This is a genomic window from Enterobacter sp. ODB01 (assembly GCF_001623605.1).
In the GTDB taxonomy this organism is placed as follows: domain Bacteria; phylum Pseudomonadota; class Gammaproteobacteria; order Enterobacterales; family Enterobacteriaceae; genus Enterobacter; species Enterobacter kobei.
Genome location: NZ_CP015227.1, coordinates 642,828 through 661,489, shown reverse-complemented (window position 1 = coordinate 661,489; position 18,662 = coordinate 642,828). Strand labels below are relative to the sequence as shown.

The following is an 18,662-nucleotide window of genomic DNA, read 5'->3' as shown; positions in this document are numbered from 1 at the left end:
ATGGCAAACGATCAGGAAGTGAAGTATCTGGTGCCGGGGCTTGAACGCGGTTTGCAGCTGCTGTTGGCCTTCGGCGAGCAGCATCGCGAGCTGACCTTTGCCGAGCTACACCGGCTGGTGGATATGCCGAAGGCCACTGCCTACCGCGTGGTGCAGACGCTGGAGTATATGGGTTTTCTGGAGCGCAATGCGCGCACCAATACCTTCTCGCTGGGCATGAACGTGCTGCGCCTGGGCTTTGAGTACATCGCCTCGCTGGACGTGGCGCAGGTAGGCCAGCCGGTGATCGAGCAGCTTCGCGATGTCAGCCAGTGCAGCAGCCATCTGGCGATCCGCGACGGACGCGACATTATTTACATTGCCCGCGTCAGCGCCGCCGGGTCGCGTATCAATCAGGTCAGCATTGGCACCCGTCTGCCGGTGCACTGTACCTCGCTTGGCCGCATGTTATTGACCGATATTTCCCGCGCCGATTTTGAACAGCTGTTCCCGCACGAGCGGCTGCCGGGCAACACGCCGGGGCAGCTTCACGACCGCGAAGCCCTGTGGCAGATGGTGCAGCAGGACAAAGCCCGCGGATATGTGATTGGCGAGTCTTTCTTCCGCCACGGCATCTCTTCCATCGTCTATCCGGTGTATGACCGAAGCCAGCGCGTGGCGGCGGTGGTCAGCATTCTGGTGCCGTCGGAGGAGATCCCGCAGACCGACCGCGAGCGGCTCCAGAACGAGGTTCGCCTCGCGGCAGATAAAATTTCTGGCTTCTTAGGGTACCTGTCACAGGCCAGTTAAATCAGTGAGTTAACGTCAGGCGCTTCAGTGCGTCGGGCATGTTTTACGCCCAATTTGGGCCAGATGAGGCAACGAACGATGAGTGTAACCGGAATTGAAAAGCTGGAATTTGGCGTGGAAGACCTGACGCACTGCGCCAAATTTATGCGTGATTTTGGCCTGACGGGCGATGCCAGCGGCCAGCGTTTTACCACCCTGAGCGGCGCGCGCGTGGAGCTTAATCCGATCGACAGCCCCGACCTGCCGCCAGCCTTTGAAGCGGGCAACACCCTGCGCCGTATGACCTGGGCGGTGGCCACCCCGGCAGACCTCGATGCGCTGCGCCCGAAGCTTGCCGGGCAGCCTGGCTTTCGTGAAGTGGGCGACGCCCTGGAGTGCCGCGATCCGAACGGCATGACGCTGCGCGTGCAGGTCAGCCAGCAGACCGACGTGGAGCTGAACGTTGAGCCGATTAACCAGTGGGGAGACGCTCGCCGAATCGACACCCCCAGCCCGGTCTACGATCGCGCCCAGCCGATTAACGTCGGGCACGTGGTGTTTTTCGTTGAGGAGCTGGCCGCGGTGGAGACATTCTATCGCGAAGTGCTCGGCTTCCAGGTCTCTGACCGCTACATCAATCGCGCCGTATTCCTGCGCTGCGGCGTGCGCGGCGGCCATCACAACCTGTTCCTGCTGCAATTACCGAACCGCAAGCGCGGGCTAAACCACGTTGCGTTTACGGTGCGCGATATCCACGAGGTGATCGGCGGCGGTATCGCGATGAATAAAAACGCCTGGAGCACGTTTATTGGGCCGGGCCGTCATCCGGTGTCGTCGGCCTATTTCTGGTACGTCAACAGCCCGACCGGCGGCGCGTTTGAGTATTACACCAACGACGATTACCTGACCGAAAACTGGCAGCCGCGCGAGCTGGAGCATTCGCTGGTCTCCTTCACCGAATGGGCGGTGGAAGGCGGCATCGACCACGACACGCGCCGTCAGCAGAAAAAGCCGGAGGCGGTATGACGTCGCGCATTGTCATTATCGGCGGCGGTCAGGCGGGCGGCTGGGCGGCAAAAACCCTCCGCGACGAGGGCTTCGAGGGCGAGATTTGCGTGGTGGCGGAAGAAGCGTGGGATTTCTACGAACGTCCGCCGCTGTCGAAGGCGTCTCTGCTGGAGCCTGACGCGGCGCTCCCGCGGCTGTTTTCCGAAGAGGCACAGCAGGCGCTGGATCTGACCTGGTACCGCCCACTGCGTGCGGAGCAGATCGACCGTCAGACAAAAACGGTGTGTTTAAGCAACGGTACGCATCTTAGTTACAACATTCTTTTGATTGCCACCGGAGGGCGGGCGCGTCTGCCGGGCGAGGCGTGGGCGGCGCATCCGCAGGTCTATACCCTGCGCCACTGGCAGGACGCGCAGCGTCTGAAGGGGCGTCTGGCGCAGAGTAAAACCCTGGCGATTGTGGGCGGCGGCTGGATCGGCCTTGAGATTGCCGCCTCCGCGCGCAAAAACGGCGTGGCGGTCACGCTGTTCGAGCAGCAGCCCGCGCTGTGCATGCGGTCGGTGAGCGGAGAAGTATCGCAACGCTTAGCGGCCATCCATCGCGAACAGGGCGTCGACATCCGTACCGGCTGCGGCGCGCTGGAGCTGGAGGACGACAATGGCCTGCCGGTTATTCACTGTGATGGCCAGCGCGAAACCTTTAATGCGGTGGTGGTCGGGATCGGCGTCGATCTCAATCTGGAACTGGCGCACGATGCGGGGCTTCATACCGGGCGCGGGATCGTGGTGGACGCTCATGGGCGTACCTCGGATCCGTTCATCTTTGCGGCTGGCGATGTGGCTCAGCATCACCACTACGGCTTGTGCATTCAGTCGTGGGCATTTGCCCAGAATCAGGCGGTGGCGACGGCGAAAGCGATGCTCAACCCCGATGCGCCAGGCTACGACGACGCGCCGTGGCTGTGGTCGGATCAATACCAGCACAATATTCAGATCCTCGGCATTCCGCATCCGGGCAGCAACACGATAGCGCGTGAAGATTCGCTCTTTTTCTCGCTGGATGAAAACGGACGACTGACGCAGCTGGTGGCGTTTAACGATGCGCGCACCGTCAAGCTGGCGAAACGCTGGATGGCGGCAGGGCGGGATTTATCGGACGTACCGCTCGCCGACCCGACTTTTTCACTGATGTCATTGCGATAGCTAACCCGCACCCGTAGGGGGAGAGATGACCACATTAGAGACCAACACCGCGCCCGTTGAGGCAGGCGGTGAGGGAACCCGCACGCCTGAAAAAGCAGTGCGCTGGGCTATCCCGCTGTCGCTGCTGGCCTGCGTGCTGCTGGCGTTTTTCGACAAAATCAGTATTGCGGCGCTGTTTTCTGACAGCCATTTCCAGCAGGCGATGGGGATCGATTTCGACACCACGCGCCTCGGCATTCTGATGAGCGCCTTTCTGCTGAGCTACGGTTTTTCGTCAGTCTTTCTCAGCGGGCTGGGGGATAAAATCGCGCCGCTGCGCCTGCTGACCGGGATGATGGCGATCTGGTGCGTGCTGATGGTGGCGATGGGCTTTACCCACAACTATACGCTGATGATCGTGCTGCGCATTCTGCTGGGGGTGGCGGAGGGGCCGCTGTTCCCGCTGGCCTTCGCCATTGTGCGTCACAACTTCCCGCAGCATCTGCAGGCGCGTGCCACCATGCTGTGGCTGCTTGGCACGCCGGTGGGCGCGGCGATTGGTTTTCCGCTCTCCCTCTGGCTGCTGAACACCTTCGGCTGGCAGAGCACCTTCTTCGTGATGGCGATGCTTACCGTGCCGGTATTGATTTTCGTGCGCGTCGGTCTGCGTGGTATCCGCCTGGAGGCGAAACCTGGCACCACGCAGGCGTCTCAGGATGAGCGGCGTGCCGCGCGGCGCGAGCTGTTCGTCAGCCCGCACTTCTGGATCATCTGCATCTTTAACATCGCCTTCCTGACCTACCTGTGGGGCATCAATGGCTGGCTGCCGGGCTACCTGATCAAAGGCAAAGGCATTCACCTGGAGCATGCGGGCTGGCTGTCGTCGATGCCGTTCATCGCCATGCTGGCGGGCGAAGTGATTGGCGCGTGGCTCTCTGACCGGGTCGATAAGCGTGCGGCAGCCTGCTTTATTTCCATGGCGGGCGCGGCTGTCGGGCTGGCGGCGGTCATGCACCTCGACACCCCGCTGACCATCATCGCCGCGATGAGCTTCAGCACCTTTATGTGGGGCACTGGCGCACCCAACATTTTTGCCCTGCTGGCGAAGGCCACTCATCCACGGGTGAGCGCGACGGCGGGCGGCATTTTCAACGGGCTGGGAAACTTCGCGGGCGCACTGTCGCCAGCGGTGATGGGGGCGCTTATCGCCTTCACCCACAGCATGGATTCCGGGCTGATTTTTCTGGCGGTGATGGCGGCGGTGGGCTGCGTCCTGTTACTGCCGCTGCTGAGACGTTACTGAGGAGAGTGTCATGACTGATTCAACCGTAACCCATAAATCAGGCATCAAACCTGAGCACCTGACGATGGAAGAGTGGGTCGAGTCGCGCATCGCGCGCTTTGAAGGCCGTAAGTACGACTGGAACGCGCTGAAGTTCCAGGCCGACTATGACCCGAAATATCGCCGGGCGCAGATGCGCTACATCGGCACCGGCGCAACGGGCGTGGCGAACGACACCAACACCGTGCAGGCGGACCATTTCACCTTCTCCACCATGGTGCTGCCGTCGAAGTGTGAAGGGCCGCTGCACCTGCATGACGACGTGGAAGAGGTGTTCTTCATGCTTAAAGGGCAAATCACGCTGATGATCCAGGACGGCGAACACTACACCGAAACCGTGCTGCGCGAGCGTGACCTGATCTCCGTCCCGCCGGGTATCTATCGCGGCCTGTTTAACCACGGGGAAGAAGAGGCGCTGATGTGCGTCATGCTGGGGACCAATAAGCCGGAAATCCCGACCTATCCCGCCGATCATCCGCTTTCAAAAGTGAAGCGGAACTAAGGGGGCATGATGACGGGTTTTCGTGAACAGGGAAGCGGCATTCCGCTGATGCTGCTGCATGGGATCAGCTCGGGTGCTGCCTCCTGGCATAAGCAGATGGCACTGAAGGGTTTTCGCGTGCTGGCGTGGGACATGCCCGGTTATGGCGAAAGCCCGATGCTGACCGTAGAACGGGCGAGTGCGGGAGATTACGCCGATGCACTGGCGGCAATGCTTGACCGCGCGGGCGTCTGGCAGGCGGTACTGGTCGGCCATTCTCTCGGGGCGCTGGTCGCCAGCGCCTTTGCGGCGAAGTTTCCCGACCGGGTGCGGCATCTGGTGCTGGCAGATGCCGCGCAGGGCTACGGTCAGGCCGCACCGGAGCAACGCGAGCAGGTCTGGCGCAGCCGCGAGCAGCAGATGGCGCTGGGCGGTGAAATCCTTGCCCAGACCCGCGCGGCGAAGCTGTTGCGCCCCGGCGCCCGCGGGGAAGATATCGCCACCGTCGCGTCGGGCATGCGCAAGCTGCGTCCTGAAGGCTACCTTGCCGCCGCGTGGATGCTGGCACACGACGATATTCACGGCTGGCTTAAACGTTACTCCGGCACGTTTGAGGTCTGGTGCGGCGAGCAGGATGCGATCACGCAGCCCGAGCTGGTGCAGGGGCTGGCACTGCGCTACGGCATGCCGTTTACCGCCATTCCCCAGGCCGGGCACGCCAGCTATCTCGATAACGCGGCGTTTTTTAACCAACAGCTTTTACGCATTAACGAAGAGGTGCGCGATGAATGCACAAATTGACGGGCGCGTAGCGGTAGTCACCGGCGGTTCTTCTGGCATTGGCTTTGAAACGCTGCGCCTGCTGCTGGGCGAGGGGACAAAAGTGGCTTTCTGCGGCCGAGACCCGGACCGGCTCGCCAGCGCCCACGCGACGCTGCAAAACGAATACCCCGACGGCGAGATTTTCTCCTACCGCTGCGACGTGCTAAACGCTGCCGAAGTCCAGGGCTTTGCGGATGCCGTTCAGGCCCGCTTTGGCGCGGCGGACATGCTGATCAACAACGCCGGGCAGGGCTACGTGGCGCATTTCAGCGATACCCCGCGCGAAGCGTGGCTGCACGAAGCCGAACTGAAATTGTTCGGGGTGATCAACCCGGTGCAGGCGTTTCAGCCTCTGCTGGAGCGGTCCGATATCGCCTCCATTACCTGCGTGAACTCCCTGCTGGCGCTGCAGCCGGAGGAGCACATGATCGCCACTTCTGCCGCCCGTGCTGCGCTGCTGAATATGACGCTGACGCTCTCAAAAGAGCTGGTGGGTAAAGGTATCCGCGTGAATTCCATTTTGCTCGGCATGGTGGAGTCCGGGCAGTGGCAGCGCCGCTTTGAGAGCCGGACGGACAAAAGTCAGAGCTGGCCGGAGTGGACGGCGGATATCGCGCGTAAACGTGGCATCCCGATGGCGCGTCTCGGCAAACCGCAGGAGCCCGCGCAGGCGCTGCTGTTCCTCGCCTCGCCGCTGGCGTCATTCACCACCGGCGCCTCGCTGGACGTTTCCGGCGGCTTCTGCCGCCACCTGTAAGGACACATTATGAAAAAGATCATGTTAATTGGTTTTGGCGCCATGGCGCAGGCGGTGATTGAGCGTTTACCCGCGGGCGTGGCTATTGGCTGGATCGTGGCGCGTGAATCTCATCATGCGGCGATTCACACACAGTTTGGTGATGCAGTGATGGCGCTCGGTACGCCGGTGGCATGCGCTGACACGCCCGATCTGGTGCTGGAGTGCGCCAGCCAGCAGGCGGTGGCGCAGTACGGCGAGGACATATTGCGTCGCGGCTGGCATCTCGCGGTGATCTCCACCGGCGCGCTGGCGGACAGCGCGCTGGAGCAGCGTTTGCTCAGTGCTGGGGGCAAGCTGACGTTGCTCTCCGGCGCGGTTGCCGGTATCGACGGGCTTGCGGCGGCGAAAGAGGGCGGGCTGGAACGCGTGACCTATCAGTCGCGCAAAAGCCCGGCCAGCTGGCGCGGCAGTTATGCTGAGCAGCTTATCGACCTTAACGCGGTGTCTGAGGCGAGCGTTTTCTTTGAAGGCAGCGCCCGCGAGGCGGCGCGCCTGTTCCCGGCGAACGCCAACGTGGCGGCGACGGTGGCGCTCGGTGGCGTCGGGATGGACGAGACGCGCGTGCAGCTGATGGTCGACCCGGCAACGAAGCGCAATACCCACACGCTGCATGTCGAAGGCGTGTTCGGCGAGTTCCATCTTGAGCTGAGTGGATTGCCGCTGGCGTCTAACCCTAAAACCTCCACTCTTGCAGCACTGAGCGCGGTACGCGCCTGCCGCGAGCTGGCCCTGAGCTGAGGAGCGACGATGGACGATCTGAAGATTTTTATCGGCGGCCACTGGCGACATGGTGGAGGCAACCCGATGCAGAGCCATTTCCCGGCAGACGGGTCGATCAATGCGACGCTGAATGCGGCAAGTCTCGACGATCTGAATGACGCAATCGAGGCCGGCGAGCGGGCGTGGCGCGATCCCGCGTGGCGCAGCAGCCTGCCGCACATGCGCGCGAGGATCCTGCATAAGGTCGCGGATCTGATTGAATCCCGCGTCGAGGAACTGGCGAAAATGCAGAGCCGCGATAACGGCAAGCCGCTCGCGGAGGCGCGTGGGCTGGTGATGAGTGCGGCAGGGACAGCGCGCTACTTTGCCTCTGCCTGCGAGCTGCTGGAAGGGGAACTCCCGACGCCACGCCAGCCGGATCTGCTGACCCTGAGCCGCTATGAACCGCTCGGCGTGGTGGCTGCCATCACGCCATGGAACTCGCCGATTGCCAGCGAAATGCAAAAGGTTGCCCCGGCGATTGCCGCCGGAAATGCGGTGATCCTCAAACCTGCCGAGGCCACGCCACTGATGGCGCTGGAGCTGGCGCGTATTTTTGAACAGGCCGGGCTGCCCGCCGGGCTGCTGAGCGTGCTACCCGGTAAAGGCTCGGTGATTGGCGATGCGCTGGCGCGTCACCCTAAGGTGCGCAAAATCTCCTTTACCGGTGGCACCACTACGGGCCGCCATCTTGCACACGTGGCGGCGGAAAAGCTGATCCCGGCATCGCTGGAGCTGGGCGGAAAATCACCGACCATCGTGCTGGAAGACGCAGACATCGAGCAGGCCGCGCGCGGCATCTGCTACGGCATTTTTAGCTCGGCAGGGCAGGCGTGCATCGCCGGTTCACGGCTGTTTATCCACGAGAGCATTTACGCGCCGCTGATGTCGCGGCTGCTTGAGCTCACGCGCGGGCTGCGCGTCGGACATCCGTTTACTGACGGTACCCATGTCGGGCCGCTGATTAACCCTAAACATCGTCAGAGCGTGCAGGATTACGTCGAGCTGGCGAAGCGCGAAGGGGGCCGCGTGCTGTGCGGCGGGGAGATCCCGGCCGATCCTGAGCTGGCAAACGGCAGTTTCTTCCTGCCCACCCTCATCGAAGGGCTGAGCAACAGCGCCCGCACGTGTCAGGAGGAGATCTTCGGCCCGGTACTGGTGGCGATGCCGTTTCGCGACGAGGCCACGCTTATCCGCGAGGCCAACGACTCGGTGTACGGCCTGGCGGCGGGGATCTGGACGCGCGATGCCGGGCGCGCGCTGCGCCTGAGCGAACAGCTTGAGGCGGGCACGGTGTGGATCAACACCTACAAAGTCTTTGCGATTTCAACCCCGTTCGGGGGCTTTAAAGAGAGCGGTCTGGGCCGCGAAAAGGGCATTCAGGGGCTGAAAGCCTGGATGCAGCAAAAGAGCATTTATCTGGCGACGGGTAACAGCGTCAACCACTGGTGCGACTGAGAAAGGGTGAGCAATGAGCGAAATGATAACCGTCGGCGACGCCATCGCCAGAACGCTGGAGCAGTATCAGGTTGAGGCCATCTACGGCGTCATCTCCATTCACAACCTGCCAATCGCGGATGCAGTCGGGCAGCGCGGCAACATTCGCTTCGTGCCCGCGCGCGGTGAAGCGGGATCCGTGACCATGGCCGACGCCCACGGACGTTTTTCCGGTCTCGGCGTGGCGCTGACCAGCACCGGTGCGGGTGCGGGTAACGCGGTAGGCGCGCTGGTAGAAGCGATGAACGCCTGCACGCCGCTGCTGCATTTAACCGGACAGGTCGAAAAAGCCTGGCTGGATGCCGATACCGGATTTATCCATGAAACCCGCGACCAGCTGAGCTTCCTGAAGGCCAGCTCCAAACGGGCGTACCGCATCAGCAACGCCAACCAGGCGATAGCTATCCTGCACAAAGCGATTCAGGACGCGCAGACGCCGCCGTGCGGGCCGGTCTCTGTTGAGATCCCGATTGATATTCAGAGTGCCAATATTCCGCTTTCGCTGGTGACCGCACCGATGAAACCGACGTCGGTCGCCACCGTGGACCCCGCGATAGTTGACGCACTCTGGGCGCAGCTGAAGCAGGCAAAACAGCCGTTGCTGTGGCTGGGCGGCGGAGCGCTGAGAAGCGCTGATGCGGTGAAAAAACTGGCGGATGCAGGCATCACCGTCATCTCCAGCACCCACGCGCGCGGCGTGCTGCCGGACAGCCATCGCGGTAGTCTGCGGGCGTTTCACAACTCGCCATCCGTTGAAGCGCTCATCGCGCAATGTGACTTTACGCTGGTCGCCGGTTCACGCCTGCGCAGCAACGAAACCCGCTCATGGACGCTGGCGCTGCCGTCTCCACGGGTACAGGTAGATATCGATCCGGCGGCGGCGAGCCGTAATTATCTGATGGATAACACGCTGATAGCCGATTGTTCCGCGTTGCTTAGCGCGCTGGCCGACAACGTACAGGGGCGTGAGTGGGGCAACGCGCAGTGGGACGCGCTGGTTCAACAGGCGGTTGAGCAAGCCGGGCAGGGCCTGCGCGATCAGTGCGGCCCCTATGCGAGACTTAACGATGCCATCGAGAAAGCGCTTCCGCAGGACGGCCTGCTGGTGCGCGATATCACCGTGTCCGGCAGCCTGTGGGGCAGCCGCCTGTTCCGCGCCAACGGCCCGCTGATGAACATTCACTCGCTGGCCGGAGCCATTGGTATGGGGCTGCCGATGGCCATTGGCACCGCGATAGCTAACCCGCAGCGCAAGGTTGTGGGGCTGGTGGGTGATGGCGGTCTGAGTCTGAACCTCGGCGAACTGGCGACGCTGGCCCAGGAGAAAGCCAACGTGACGCTGCTGATCATGAACGACGGGGGGTACGGCGTAATGCGTGGTATTCAGGATAAGTATTTCGGCGGGCGTCAGTATTACAACGAGCTGCATACGCCGGACTTCACGCTGCTGGCGCAGGCAATTGGCCTGCAGGCATGGAGCGTTGAGCGTGCCGAGGATTTTGATGCCGTTATGACAGAAGCGCTGGCGATGCCGGGCCCGTCGGTAGTGGAAGTGCGGATGGGGCAGATTGGCGCCCTGAAGTTTGCCGGGCCGCCGCAGAAGACGCTGTATTGATATCGTGGATATCGCCCGGTGGCGCTGCGCTTACCGGGCCTACGGTTTCTCACTCAATAACAGCGAAAAAACCGTAGGCCGGGTAAGGCGAAGCCGCCACCCGGCTTTTTTCATCAGAACACGTTAAACGGGTATTCCACGTAAGCACGGATCTCATCCCCACCCACGTTGTAATCGCTGGCGTTGCTGGAGACACGCAGCACGGAATAGCGCAGCTTCAGCTTCAGATCTTTCGCCGGACCATCCTGCACCTGGTACTGGATCTGGTTGAACCACTCATGCTCTTTGCCGTTGCTGGTTTCAGAGGTTTTGATGTTATCGCCACGCACGTAGGCGGTGGTCCAGCTCAGGCCCGGCAGGCCGAGTCCGCCAAAGTCCAGGCCGTACGATGCCTGCCATGAGCGTTCGTCTTCGCCGTTGAAATCAGACCAGTAGGAGTTAGCCAGCCAGATGGTGTTGCCGCCGTCACCCACACCGCCCTGGTTGCGGTAGCCACCGTAGTTGTAGCCGGTGCTGCCGCTGCTCTGCTGGTATGCCACTTTGAACGTGTGAATGTCCCAGATATAGCTCGCTGCCAGGCTCCAGATGGTGTTGCTGCGGCCCGTGTCGAGGCTGTCGGCGTAACCCTGCTCCAGACGCGAGTTATAGCCGTTAAAGTCGAGTACCAGCTGCTGCCCGGTGCTGAACGGTTGTTTGAAATTCAGGCCCAGGTACTGCTTGTTCATTACCTCTTCATTATGCGAGGCATACACCGCACCGCTGAACTGCTCGTTAAACTGGTAGCTCGCGCCACCGAAGGTCAGGCTCTTCAGGCCGCTGTCGTGGCGGTCATCACTTTTGCGCTGCTCGTCGGTGAAGTAACCGGCGTTGACTTCCAGACCGTCGATCTCTTTTGAGGTCAGCAGGGTGCCGGTGTAGCTTTCAAACAGCAGGCGGGAGTTGTCGGCATTCACGATCGGCAGCTCAGGACGCTGACTACCGTAGCTCAGCACGGTATTTGAGATACGCATTTTGGCGGTTGCGCCAAATTTCGCTAAATCGGATTTTGCCCGGCCATCGTCTTCCTGTTTAAAGAAGTCGATACCGCCCGCACCGCTTTTTCCACGGCCACCGTCCAGACGAACGCCATACTGTGCAATGCCGTCTACACCAAAGCCTACCAGCCCTTCGGTATAACCGGATGTGAAGGTGGCAATAATACCCTGGCCCCATTCGGCTTTATCCTGCTGGCCCTGATGATAGTCGCGACTGATATACGCATTGCGTAAAAACAGGTCCAGATGGCTGTCGTCAATAAAACCCTGACTGTCGGATTGCTGGCTTGCAGCGGCGGGTAATGCGGCGAATAAACCTAAAGCAATTAACGATAATTCTTTTTTCACGGAGGGAACGTCTCTGTCTTAATATATTAAAATGAATTACTGCAGGTCGGATAATTACCCGAATGGTTAATGATTGCAATAATTATGTGTCCAGACGTTTCAGCGCTAAGAGCCGGATATGGAGAGGGTTTTGCGGGAGTTACCGATACGTGCGATTAAGTTGGCAATTCATGCGAAATAAAAAGGAGGCAAATTTGCCTCCTTCCAGAATTATTTAATTCCATCTGCGGCCATACGGTCGCGAATATGTTGTGCACGTTCTTCTGAGGCCGGGTGATCGTCAAACATGGAGCTCTGGCGTCCCGCTTCCAGCTTCGCCAGTTTTTCGAAGCTGGTGGCTAAACCTGACGGATTAATTCCGCGTTTGCGCAACAGATCGTAAGAGTAGTCATCCGCTTCGGACTCCTGGCGCTGGGAGAACTGGGAATTGACCAGCTTTTCTCCGACATCGCCGAGCTGTGACTGAGACAGGCTGCCCACGATACCGCCCGCAGAGGCAGCCGCCGCACGGATGGCGTTGGTGCCTAAGGCGACCTGCATCCCTTTTTTCACGTGACCGAGCGCAACGTGACCCATTTCATGGCCGATAACCGCTTCCACTTCGTTGTCGGTCATCATATCCATCAGCCCGCTATAGACGCGGATGCAGCCGTTTGCCATCGCGAAGGCGTTGACGTCTTTAGCCATGTAAACCTTATAGTTCACCGGCTGACCGTTGATGTTATCGCCGAGCGCGGAAGCAATCTTATTCAGACGCTGTGTGTAGGTACTGTTAGCCGGCGCAATCGTGGCTTTTCCGTCCATATCTTTACAGGCCTGATCGCTCAGCGCTTTAACCTGCGCATCGCTCAGGGAGTAGGCCTGAAAGGCTTCTGCGCCTGACGTCATCAGACCGTTAGAATCCATATTCTGACAGCCGCTCAGCATGAGCGTTGTACCCAGGGCCAGCACTATTGCACGCATTTTCATGAAGTTGCTTCCGTACTTGTTAATCTCAATAAAATCCGAAAAGTGCACCCGCAACGAAGCCGGGGCCGGGATAAGTATAAGGAATATCTACAGGCGCGGGCGAGCAGATTGCGCAACATGCGAGCATGATCCAGAGATTTCTTAAGCTGCAAAAGAATGGTCCATGTACATGCCCTGCGGCTTGGGTTACATTGTTGGCACTTTTTTCCGGCGTAGCCCAAAACGCGCTGTCGTCAAGGGCATGGCCTTTAACAGTCCGATCTGGAGTTAAAATGTCCTCACGTAAAGAGCTTGCTAATGCTATTCGTGCGCTGAGCATGGATGCAGTACAGAAAGCCAAATCCGGCCACCCGGGTGCCCCTATGGGTATGGCAGATATCGCCGAAGTCCTGTGGCGTGATTTCCTTAACCACAACCCGCAGAACCCGGCATGGGCTGACCGCGACCGTTTCGTGCTGTCTAACGGCCACGGCTCTATGCTGATCTACAGCCTGCTGCACCTCACTGGCTACGATCTGCCTATTGAAGAGCTGAAAAACTTCCGCCAACTGCACTCCAAAACTCCAGGTCACCCGGAAGTGGGTTACACCGCTGGCGTAGAAACCACCACCGGCCCACTGGGTCAGGGTATTGCTAACGCAGTGGGTATGGCGATTGCTGAGAAGACGCTGGCGGCGCAGTTCAACCGTCCTGGTCATGACATTGTTGACCACTTCACCTACGCGTTCATGGGCGACGGCTGCATGATGGAAGGCATTTCTCATGAAGTGTGCTCCCTGGCAGGTACCCTGAAGCTGGGCAAACTGGTTGCGTTCTATGATGACAACGGCATCTCCATCGACGGTCACGTTGAGGGCTGGTTCACTGACGACACCGCAGCACGTTTCGAAGCCTACGGCTGGCACGTTGTGCGCGGCGTTGATGGCCACGATGCTGACTCGATTAAACGTGCAGTAGAAGAAGCGCGCGCGGTCACCGATAAACCGTCCCTGCTGATGTGCAAAACTATCATCGGCTTCGGTTCTCCGAACAAAGCGGGTACGCATGACTCCCACGGCGCACCGCTGGGCGACGCGGAAATCGCATTGACCCGTGAAGCATTGGGCTGGAAACACCCTGCATTCGAAATTCCATCTGAGATCTATGCTCAGTGGGATGCAAAAGAAGTGGGCCAGGCGAAAGAAGCTGCCTGGAACGAGAAATTCGCCGCCTATGCGAAAGCCTTCCCTCAGGAAGCGGCTGAGTTTACCCGTCGTATGAAAGGCGAAATGCCGTCTGACTTCGACGCGAAAGCGAACGAATTCATCGCTAAGCTGCAGGCGAACCCATCTAAAATCGCCAGCCGTAAAGCGTCCCAGAATGCGATCGAAGCATTTGGTCCATTGCTGCCTGAATTCCTCGGCGGTTCCGCTGACCTGGCGCCATCTAACCTGACTCTGTGGTCAGGTTCTAAGCCAATTAACGAAGACACTGCCGGTAACTACATCCATTACGGTGTACGTGAATTCGGTATGACCGCGATTGCCAACGGTATCTCCCTGCACGGCGGTTTCCTGCCGTACACCTCTACCTTCCTGATGTTCGTAGAGTATGCGCGTAACGCCGTGCGTATGGCTGCGCTGATGAAACAGCGTCAGGTGATGGTCTACACCCACGACTCCATCGGTCTGGGCGAAGATGGCCCAACTCACCAGCCGGTAGAGCAGGTGGCTTCCCTGCGCGTGACTCCGAACATGAGCACCTGGCGTCCATGTGACCAGGTTGAATCTGCGGTAGCGTGGAAATACGGCGTTGAGCGTCAGGACGGCCCAACTGCGCTGATCCTCTCCCGTCAGAACCTGGCACAGCAGGAGCGTACGCCAGAGCAGCTGGCGAACATCGCTCGCGGTGGTTACGTGCTGAAAGACTGTGCAGGCCAGCCTGAGCTGATCTTCATCGCGACCGGTTCTGAAGTTGAACTGGCGGTTGCAGCATGGGAAAAACTGACTGCCGAAGGCGTGAAGGCGCGCGTGGTCTCCATGCCGTCTACCGATGCGTTCGACAAACAGGATGCGGCTTACCGTGAATCTGTTCTGCCTAAAGCGGTTTCTGCGCGTGTGGCAGTGGAAGCGGGTATCGCTGACTACTGGTTCAAATACGTGGGCCTGAACGGCGCTATCGTCGGTATGACCACTTTCGGTGAGTCTGCGCCGGCAGAATTGCTGTTCGAAGAGTTCGGCTTCACCGTTGATAACGTTGTCGCTAAGGCGAAAGAACTGCTGTAATTGCTTGTACGGTGCGGGCTGACGCCCTCACCCCAGCCCTCTCCCACAGGGAGAGGGTGCAAACACTAAAAACGGTAACCTTTGGGTTACCGTTTTGCTTTTACCTCCCCGGCATTATTCCACCGAAAATGTGACGCATGTCATATAGCACGCTTATTCATCTGGACAGCCATTCCTTTTATTCCTCGATTCGCTTATTCTTGCTGAAGCGTTTCAGTCGATTAAATGTTCGACAATTGACCAATCAATCGCAGTTTGTGATAGCAAAGATTCCCCTTCGGGCGTAGCTGGATTACTCTTTCAGCCACCTCAAACTCAGGGATAGCTTTGCAGGAGATCTATGACCGTACGCGTAGCGATTAATGGCTTCGGTCGCATCGGGCGCAACGTGGTTCGTGCTTTATATGAATCCGGGCGTCGTGCGGAAATAACCGTGGTGGCAATCAACGAACTGGCGGATGCTGCGGGCATGGCGCATTTGTTGAAATATGACACCAGCCACGGCCGCTTTGCCTGGGATGTTCGCCAGGAAAGAGAGCAGCTGTTTGTCGGTGACGATGCCATCCGCGTGCTGCATGAAAGCAGTATCGCAGGGCTACCGTGGCGTGAGCTGGGCGTGGATGTGGTGCTCGACTGTACCGGGGTTTACGGCAATCGCGAACATGGCGAAGCTCACCTGGCAGCCGGTGCGAAAAAAGTCCTGTTTTCTCATCCCGGCAGTAACGACCTCGACGCGACCGTCGTGTTTGGCGTCAACCAGCATGAGCTGCAGGCTGAACACCTCATCGTTTCCAACGCCTCCTGTACCACCAACTGCATTATTCCGGTCATCAAACTGTTAGACGATGCGTATGGCATTGAGTCCGGCACCGTGACCACGATTCACTCCGCCATGCACGACCAGCAGGTTATTGATGCCTACCATCCGGATTTACGACGCACTCGCGCGGCGAGCCAGTCAATCATCCCGGTAGATACGAAACTGGCGGCAGGGATCACCCGAATTTTCCCGCAGTTTAATGACCGTTTTGAAGCGATTGCCGTGCGTGTCCCGACGATTAACGTCACCGCAATCGACCTGAGCGTGACGGTGAAAAAACCGGTAAAAGCCTGCGAAGTCAACCTGTTGCTGCAAAAAGCGGCACAGGGAGCATTTCATGGTATAGTTGACTATACGGAATTACCGTTGGTCTCAGTAGATTTTAACCACGACCCACACAGCGCTATTGTTGATGGCACGCAAACGAGGGTCAGTGGCGCACACCTTATCAAGACGCTGGTCTGGTGTGATAACGAATGGGGCTTTGCTAACCGGATGCTCGACACCACGTTAGCAATGGCCGCACAAGGTTTCAGGTAAGACGCATCGTGCGTCTGCAAAACTTTAAGAATCAACGAGAGGATTCACCATGTCTGTAATTAAGATGACCGATCTGGATCTGGCTGGTAAACGCGTTTTCATCCGTGCTGATCTGAACGTACCGGTTAAAGAGGGTAAAGTGACCAGCGACGCGCGTATCCGTGCATCCCTGCCAACCATCGAACTGGCTCTGAAGCAGGGCGCGAAAGTGATGGTCACCTCCCACCTGGGTCGTCCTACCGAAGGCGAGTACAACGAAGAGTTCTCTCTGCTGCCAGTGGTTAATTACCTGAAAGACAAACTGTCCAACCCGGTTCGCCTGGTAAAAGATTACCTGGACGGCGTTGAAGTGGCTGCTGGTGAGCTGGTTGTTCTGGAAAACGTTCGCTTCAACAAAGGCGAAAAGAAAGACGACGAAACCCTGTCTAAGAAATACGCTGCACTGTGCGACGTCTTCGTGATGGATGCATTTGGTACGGCGCACCGTGCTCAGGCCTCTACCCACGGTATCGGTAAATTTGCAGACGTAGCATGTGCGGGTCCTCTGCTGGCTGACGAACTGGAAGCACTGGGCAAAGCGCTGAAAGAACCTGCTCGTCCAATGGTCGCTATCGTTGGTGGTTCTAAAGTGTCTACCAAACTGACCGTGCTGGATTCTCTGTCAAAAATCGCTGACCAGCTGATCGTTGGCGGTGGTATCGCGAACACCTTCGTTGCTGCTCAAGGCCACAACGTGGGTAAATCCCTGTATGAAGCGGACCTGGTTGACGAAGCGAAACGCCTGCTGGGCACCTGTGACATCCCGGTTCCAACTGACGTTCGCGTGGCGACCGAGTTCTCCGAAACCGCAACCGCGACCCTGAAATCTGTTAACGACATCAAAGATGAAGAGCAGATTCTGGACCTGGGCGACGTTTCTGCACAAAAACTGGCTGATATCCTGAAAAACGCAAAAACTATCCTGTGGAACGGTCCTGTTGGCGTGTTCGAATTCCCGAACTTCCGCAAAGGGACTGAAATCGTGGCTAACGCTATTGCAGACAGCGAAGCGTTCTCTATCGCAGGCGGTGGTGACACCCTGGCAGCTATCGATCTGTTCGGTATCGCTGACAAGATCTCCTACATCTCCACTGGTGGCGGTGCATTCCTCGAATTCGTGGAAGGCAAAGTTCTGCCAGCAGTAGCAATGCTCGAAGAGCGCGCTAAGAAGTAAGCCATTCAAGGGCAGGGAAACCTGCCCAATTTTCAGCGCGCTTATCAGAGCTCGCACCTTTTCTAACGGCCGAAGATACAGGACTAAGCAACATGTCTAAAATTTTTGATTTCGTAAAACCTGGCGTTATCACTGGTGATGACGTACAGAAAGTGTTCCAGGTAGCTAAAGAAAACAACTTCGCTCTGCCAGCAGTTAACTGCGTAGGTACCGACTCCATCAACGCCGTACTGGAAACCGCTGCCAAAGTTAAAGCACCGGTTATCGTTCAGTTCTCTAACGGTGGTGCTGCGTTCATCGCGGGCAAAGGCGTGAAAACTGACATTCCTCAGGGTGCTGCTATCCTGGGCGCTATCTCTGGTGCGCACCACGTACACCAGATGGCTGAGCACTACGGTGTTCCTGTTATCCTGCACACCGACCACTGCGCGAAGAAACTGCTGCCGTGGATCGACGGTCTGCTGGACGCGGGTGAAAAACACTTCGCAGCCACCGGTAAACCACTGTTCTCTTCTCACATGATCGACCTGTCTGAAGAGTCACTGCACGAAAACATCGAAATCTGCTCTAAGTACCTGGCGCGCATGGCCAAAATGGGCATGACTCTGGAAATCGAACTGGGTTGCACCGGTGGTGAAGAAGACGGCGTGGACAACAGCCACATGGACGCTTCTGCCCTGTACACCCAGCCAGAAGACGTTGATTACGCGTACACCGAGCTGAGCAAAATCAGCCCACGCTTCACCATTGCAGCGTCCTTCGGTAACGTACACGGCGTTTACAAACCAGGTAACGTGGTTCTGACTCCAACCATCCTGCGTGATTCTCAGGAATACGTTTCTAAGAAACACAACCTGCCTCACAACAGCCTGAACTTCGTCTTCCACGGCGGTTCCGGTTCTTCTGCTCAGGAAATCAAAGACTCCGTCAGCTACGGTGTGGTGAAAATGAACATCGATACCGACACCCAGTGGGCTACCTGGGACGGTATCCTGCAGTACTACAAAGCTAACGAAGCTTACCTGCAGGGTCAGCTGGGCAACCCGAAAGGCGAAGACCAGCCGAACAAGAAATACTACGATCCACGCGTATGGCTGCGCGCTGCACAGACTTCAATGATTACTCGTCTGGAGCAGGCATTCAAAGAACTGAACGCGGTTGACGTTCTGTAATTTGAGCTGCTGAAAGCGTTAAAAGGCCCG

16 protein-coding genes are annotated in these 18,662 nt (G+C 58.5%); 14 read left to right on the top strand and 2 right to left on the bottom strand.

Annotation, left to right across the window (positions count from 1 at the left end; all coding sequences use genetic code 11):
* From A4308_RS03140 to A4308_RS03095, 10 genes are all read left to right on the top strand, one after another.
* Positions 1-789 carry an IclR family transcriptional regulator gene (locus A4308_RS03140; protein WP_014885170.1) on the top strand — a complete coding sequence of 263 codons (789 nt, stop codon included), beginning with the start codon at positions 1-3 and terminating at the stop codon, positions 787-789.
* A gap of 78 nt (positions 790-867) precedes the next feature.
* Entirely contained in the window at positions 868-1,794 is a 927-nt protein-coding gene (locus tag A4308_RS03135; protein WP_014885169.1) for a VOC family protein, read from the top strand.
* Positions 1,791-2,978 (top strand): NAD(P)/FAD-dependent oxidoreductase, encoded by a 1,188-nt coding sequence (locus A4308_RS03130; protein WP_045281990.1) that lies wholly within the window; start codon positions 1,791-1,793, stop codon positions 2,976-2,978. Before A4308_RS03135 ends, A4308_RS03130 begins: the two co-directional genes overlap by 4 nt.
* Positions 2,979-3,003: 25 nt before the next feature.
* Positions 3,004-4,260, top strand: coding sequence for an MFS transporter (locus tag A4308_RS03125; protein WP_023338769.1), 1,257 nt, complete (start codon positions 3,004-3,006; stop codon positions 4,258-4,260).
* Between the two features lie 10 nt (positions 4,261-4,270).
* Positions 4,271-4,801 carry a cupin domain-containing protein gene (locus A4308_RS03120; protein WP_014885166.1) on the top strand — a complete coding sequence of 177 codons (531 nt, stop codon included), beginning with the start codon at positions 4,271-4,273 and terminating at the stop codon, positions 4,799-4,801.
* Between the two features lie 9 nt (positions 4,802-4,810).
* Positions 4,811-5,581 (top strand): alpha/beta fold hydrolase, encoded by a 771-nt coding sequence (locus A4308_RS03115; RefSeq protein ID WP_023337743.1) that lies wholly within the window; start codon positions 4,811-4,813, stop codon positions 5,579-5,581.
* Positions 5,565-6,359 carry an SDR family oxidoreductase gene (locus tag A4308_RS03110; RefSeq protein WP_045134098.1) on the top strand — a complete coding sequence of 265 codons (795 nt, stop codon included), beginning with the start codon at positions 5,565-5,567 and terminating at the stop codon, positions 6,357-6,359. The genes A4308_RS03115 and A4308_RS03110 overlap by 17 nt, the downstream gene beginning before the upstream one ends.
* 9 nt (positions 6,360-6,368) lie before the next feature.
* Positions 6,369-7,139, top strand: a complete 771-nt coding sequence (locus A4308_RS03105; protein ID WP_023331260.1) for an aspartate dehydrogenase — start codon at positions 6,369-6,371, stop codon at positions 7,137-7,139.
* 9 nt (positions 7,140-7,148) lie between these two features.
* Positions 7,149-8,618, top strand: a complete 1,470-nt coding sequence (locus A4308_RS03100) for an aldehyde dehydrogenase (RefSeq protein WP_045269623.1) — start codon at positions 7,149-7,151, stop codon at positions 8,616-8,618.
* Positions 8,619-8,631: 13 nt separating this feature from the next.
* Positions 8,632-10,272, top strand: a complete 1,641-nt coding sequence (locus tag A4308_RS03095; protein ID WP_045281992.1) for a thiamine pyrophosphate-binding protein — start codon at positions 8,632-8,634, stop codon at positions 10,270-10,272.
* Positions 10,273-10,385: 113 nt separating this feature from the next.
* Here the strand turns inward: A4308_RS03095 and A4308_RS03090 are convergent, their stop codons facing one another.
* Together A4308_RS03090 and A4308_RS03085 are read right to left on the bottom strand one after the other, a co-directional pair.
* Complete coding sequence (locus A4308_RS03090; RefSeq protein ID WP_014885160.1) at positions 10,386-11,654, bottom strand: OprD family outer membrane porin; 1,269 nt, start codon at positions 11,652-11,654, stop codon at positions 10,386-10,388.
* Between the two features lie 210 nt (positions 11,655-11,864).
* Complete coding sequence (locus tag A4308_RS03085; RefSeq protein ID WP_023331256.1) at positions 11,865-12,623, bottom strand: M48 family metallopeptidase; 759 nt, start codon at positions 12,621-12,623, stop codon at positions 11,865-11,867.
* A gap of 272 nt (positions 12,624-12,895) precedes the next feature.
* On the opposite strand from A4308_RS03085, the gene tkt reads away from it, so the two are divergent.
* The 4 genes from tkt (at position 12,896) to fbaA (ending at position 18,632) form a co-directional block, all read left to right on the top strand.
* The gene (gene tkt, locus A4308_RS03080) at positions 12,896-14,887 is read left to right on the top strand and encodes a transketolase (RefSeq protein WP_014885158.1); all 1,992 of its coding nucleotides are present in this window, start codon (positions 12,896-12,898) and stop codon (positions 14,885-14,887) included.
* A 340-nt stretch (positions 14,888-15,227) separates the two neighbouring features.
* A complete protein-coding gene (gene epd / locus A4308_RS03075; RefSeq protein ID WP_014885157.1) occupies positions 15,228-16,247 on the top strand; it encodes an erythrose-4-phosphate dehydrogenase in 1,020 nt (339 codons plus the stop codon).
* Positions 16,248-16,296: 49 nt separating this feature from the next.
* A complete protein-coding gene (pgk, locus tag A4308_RS03070; protein WP_014885156.1) occupies positions 16,297-17,460 on the top strand; it encodes a phosphoglycerate kinase in 1,164 nt (387 codons plus the stop codon).
* A gap of 92 nt (positions 17,461-17,552) precedes the next feature.
* A complete protein-coding gene (fbaA, locus tag A4308_RS03065; RefSeq protein WP_014885155.1) occupies positions 17,553-18,632 on the top strand; it encodes a class II fructose-bisphosphate aldolase in 1,080 nt (359 codons plus the stop codon).
* Positions 18,633-18,662: the final 30 nt, after the last annotated feature.

Bases quoted from the DNA above. Each gene is read 5' to 3' on its own strand.
- A4308_RS03140 (WP_014885170.1), top strand. From the start codon at position 1: ATGGCAAACGATCAGGAAGTGAAGTATCTGGTGCCGGGGCTTGAACGC.
- A4308_RS03135 (WP_014885169.1), top strand. From the start codon at position 868: ATGAGTGTAACCGGAATTGAAAAGCTGGAATTTGGCGTGGAAGACCTG.
- A4308_RS03130 (WP_045281990.1), top strand. From the start codon at position 1,791: ATGACGTCGCGCATTGTCATTATCGGCGGCGGTCAGGCGGGCGGCTGG.
- A4308_RS03125 (WP_023338769.1), top strand. From the start codon at position 3,004: ATGACCACATTAGAGACCAACACCGCGCCCGTTGAGGCAGGCGGTGAG.
- A4308_RS03120 (WP_014885166.1), top strand. From the start codon at position 4,271: ATGACTGATTCAACCGTAACCCATAAATCAGGCATCAAACCTGAGCAC.
- A4308_RS03115 (WP_023337743.1), top strand. From the start codon at position 4,811: ATGACGGGTTTTCGTGAACAGGGAAGCGGCATTCCGCTGATGCTGCTG.
- A4308_RS03110 (WP_045134098.1), top strand. From the start codon at position 5,565: ATGAATGCACAAATTGACGGGCGCGTAGCGGTAGTCACCGGCGGTTCT.
- A4308_RS03105 (WP_023331260.1), top strand. From the start codon at position 6,369: ATGAAAAAGATCATGTTAATTGGTTTTGGCGCCATGGCGCAGGCGGTG.
- A4308_RS03100 (WP_045269623.1), top strand. From the start codon at position 7,149: ATGGACGATCTGAAGATTTTTATCGGCGGCCACTGGCGACATGGTGGA.
- A4308_RS03095 (WP_045281992.1), top strand. From the start codon at position 8,632: ATGAGCGAAATGATAACCGTCGGCGACGCCATCGCCAGAACGCTGGAG.
- A4308_RS03085 (WP_023331256.1), bottom strand. From the start codon at position 12,623: ATGAAAATGCGTGCAATAGTGCTGGCCCTGGGTACAACGCTCATGCTG.
- tkt (WP_014885158.1), top strand. From the start codon at position 12,896: ATGTCCTCACGTAAAGAGCTTGCTAATGCTATTCGTGCGCTGAGCATG.
- epd (WP_014885157.1), top strand. From the start codon at position 15,228: ATGACCGTACGCGTAGCGATTAATGGCTTCGGTCGCATCGGGCGCAAC.
- pgk (WP_014885156.1), top strand. From the start codon at position 16,297: ATGTCTGTAATTAAGATGACCGATCTGGATCTGGCTGGTAAACGCGTT.
- fbaA (WP_014885155.1), top strand. From the start codon at position 17,553: ATGTCTAAAATTTTTGATTTCGTAAAACCTGGCGTTATCACTGGTGAT.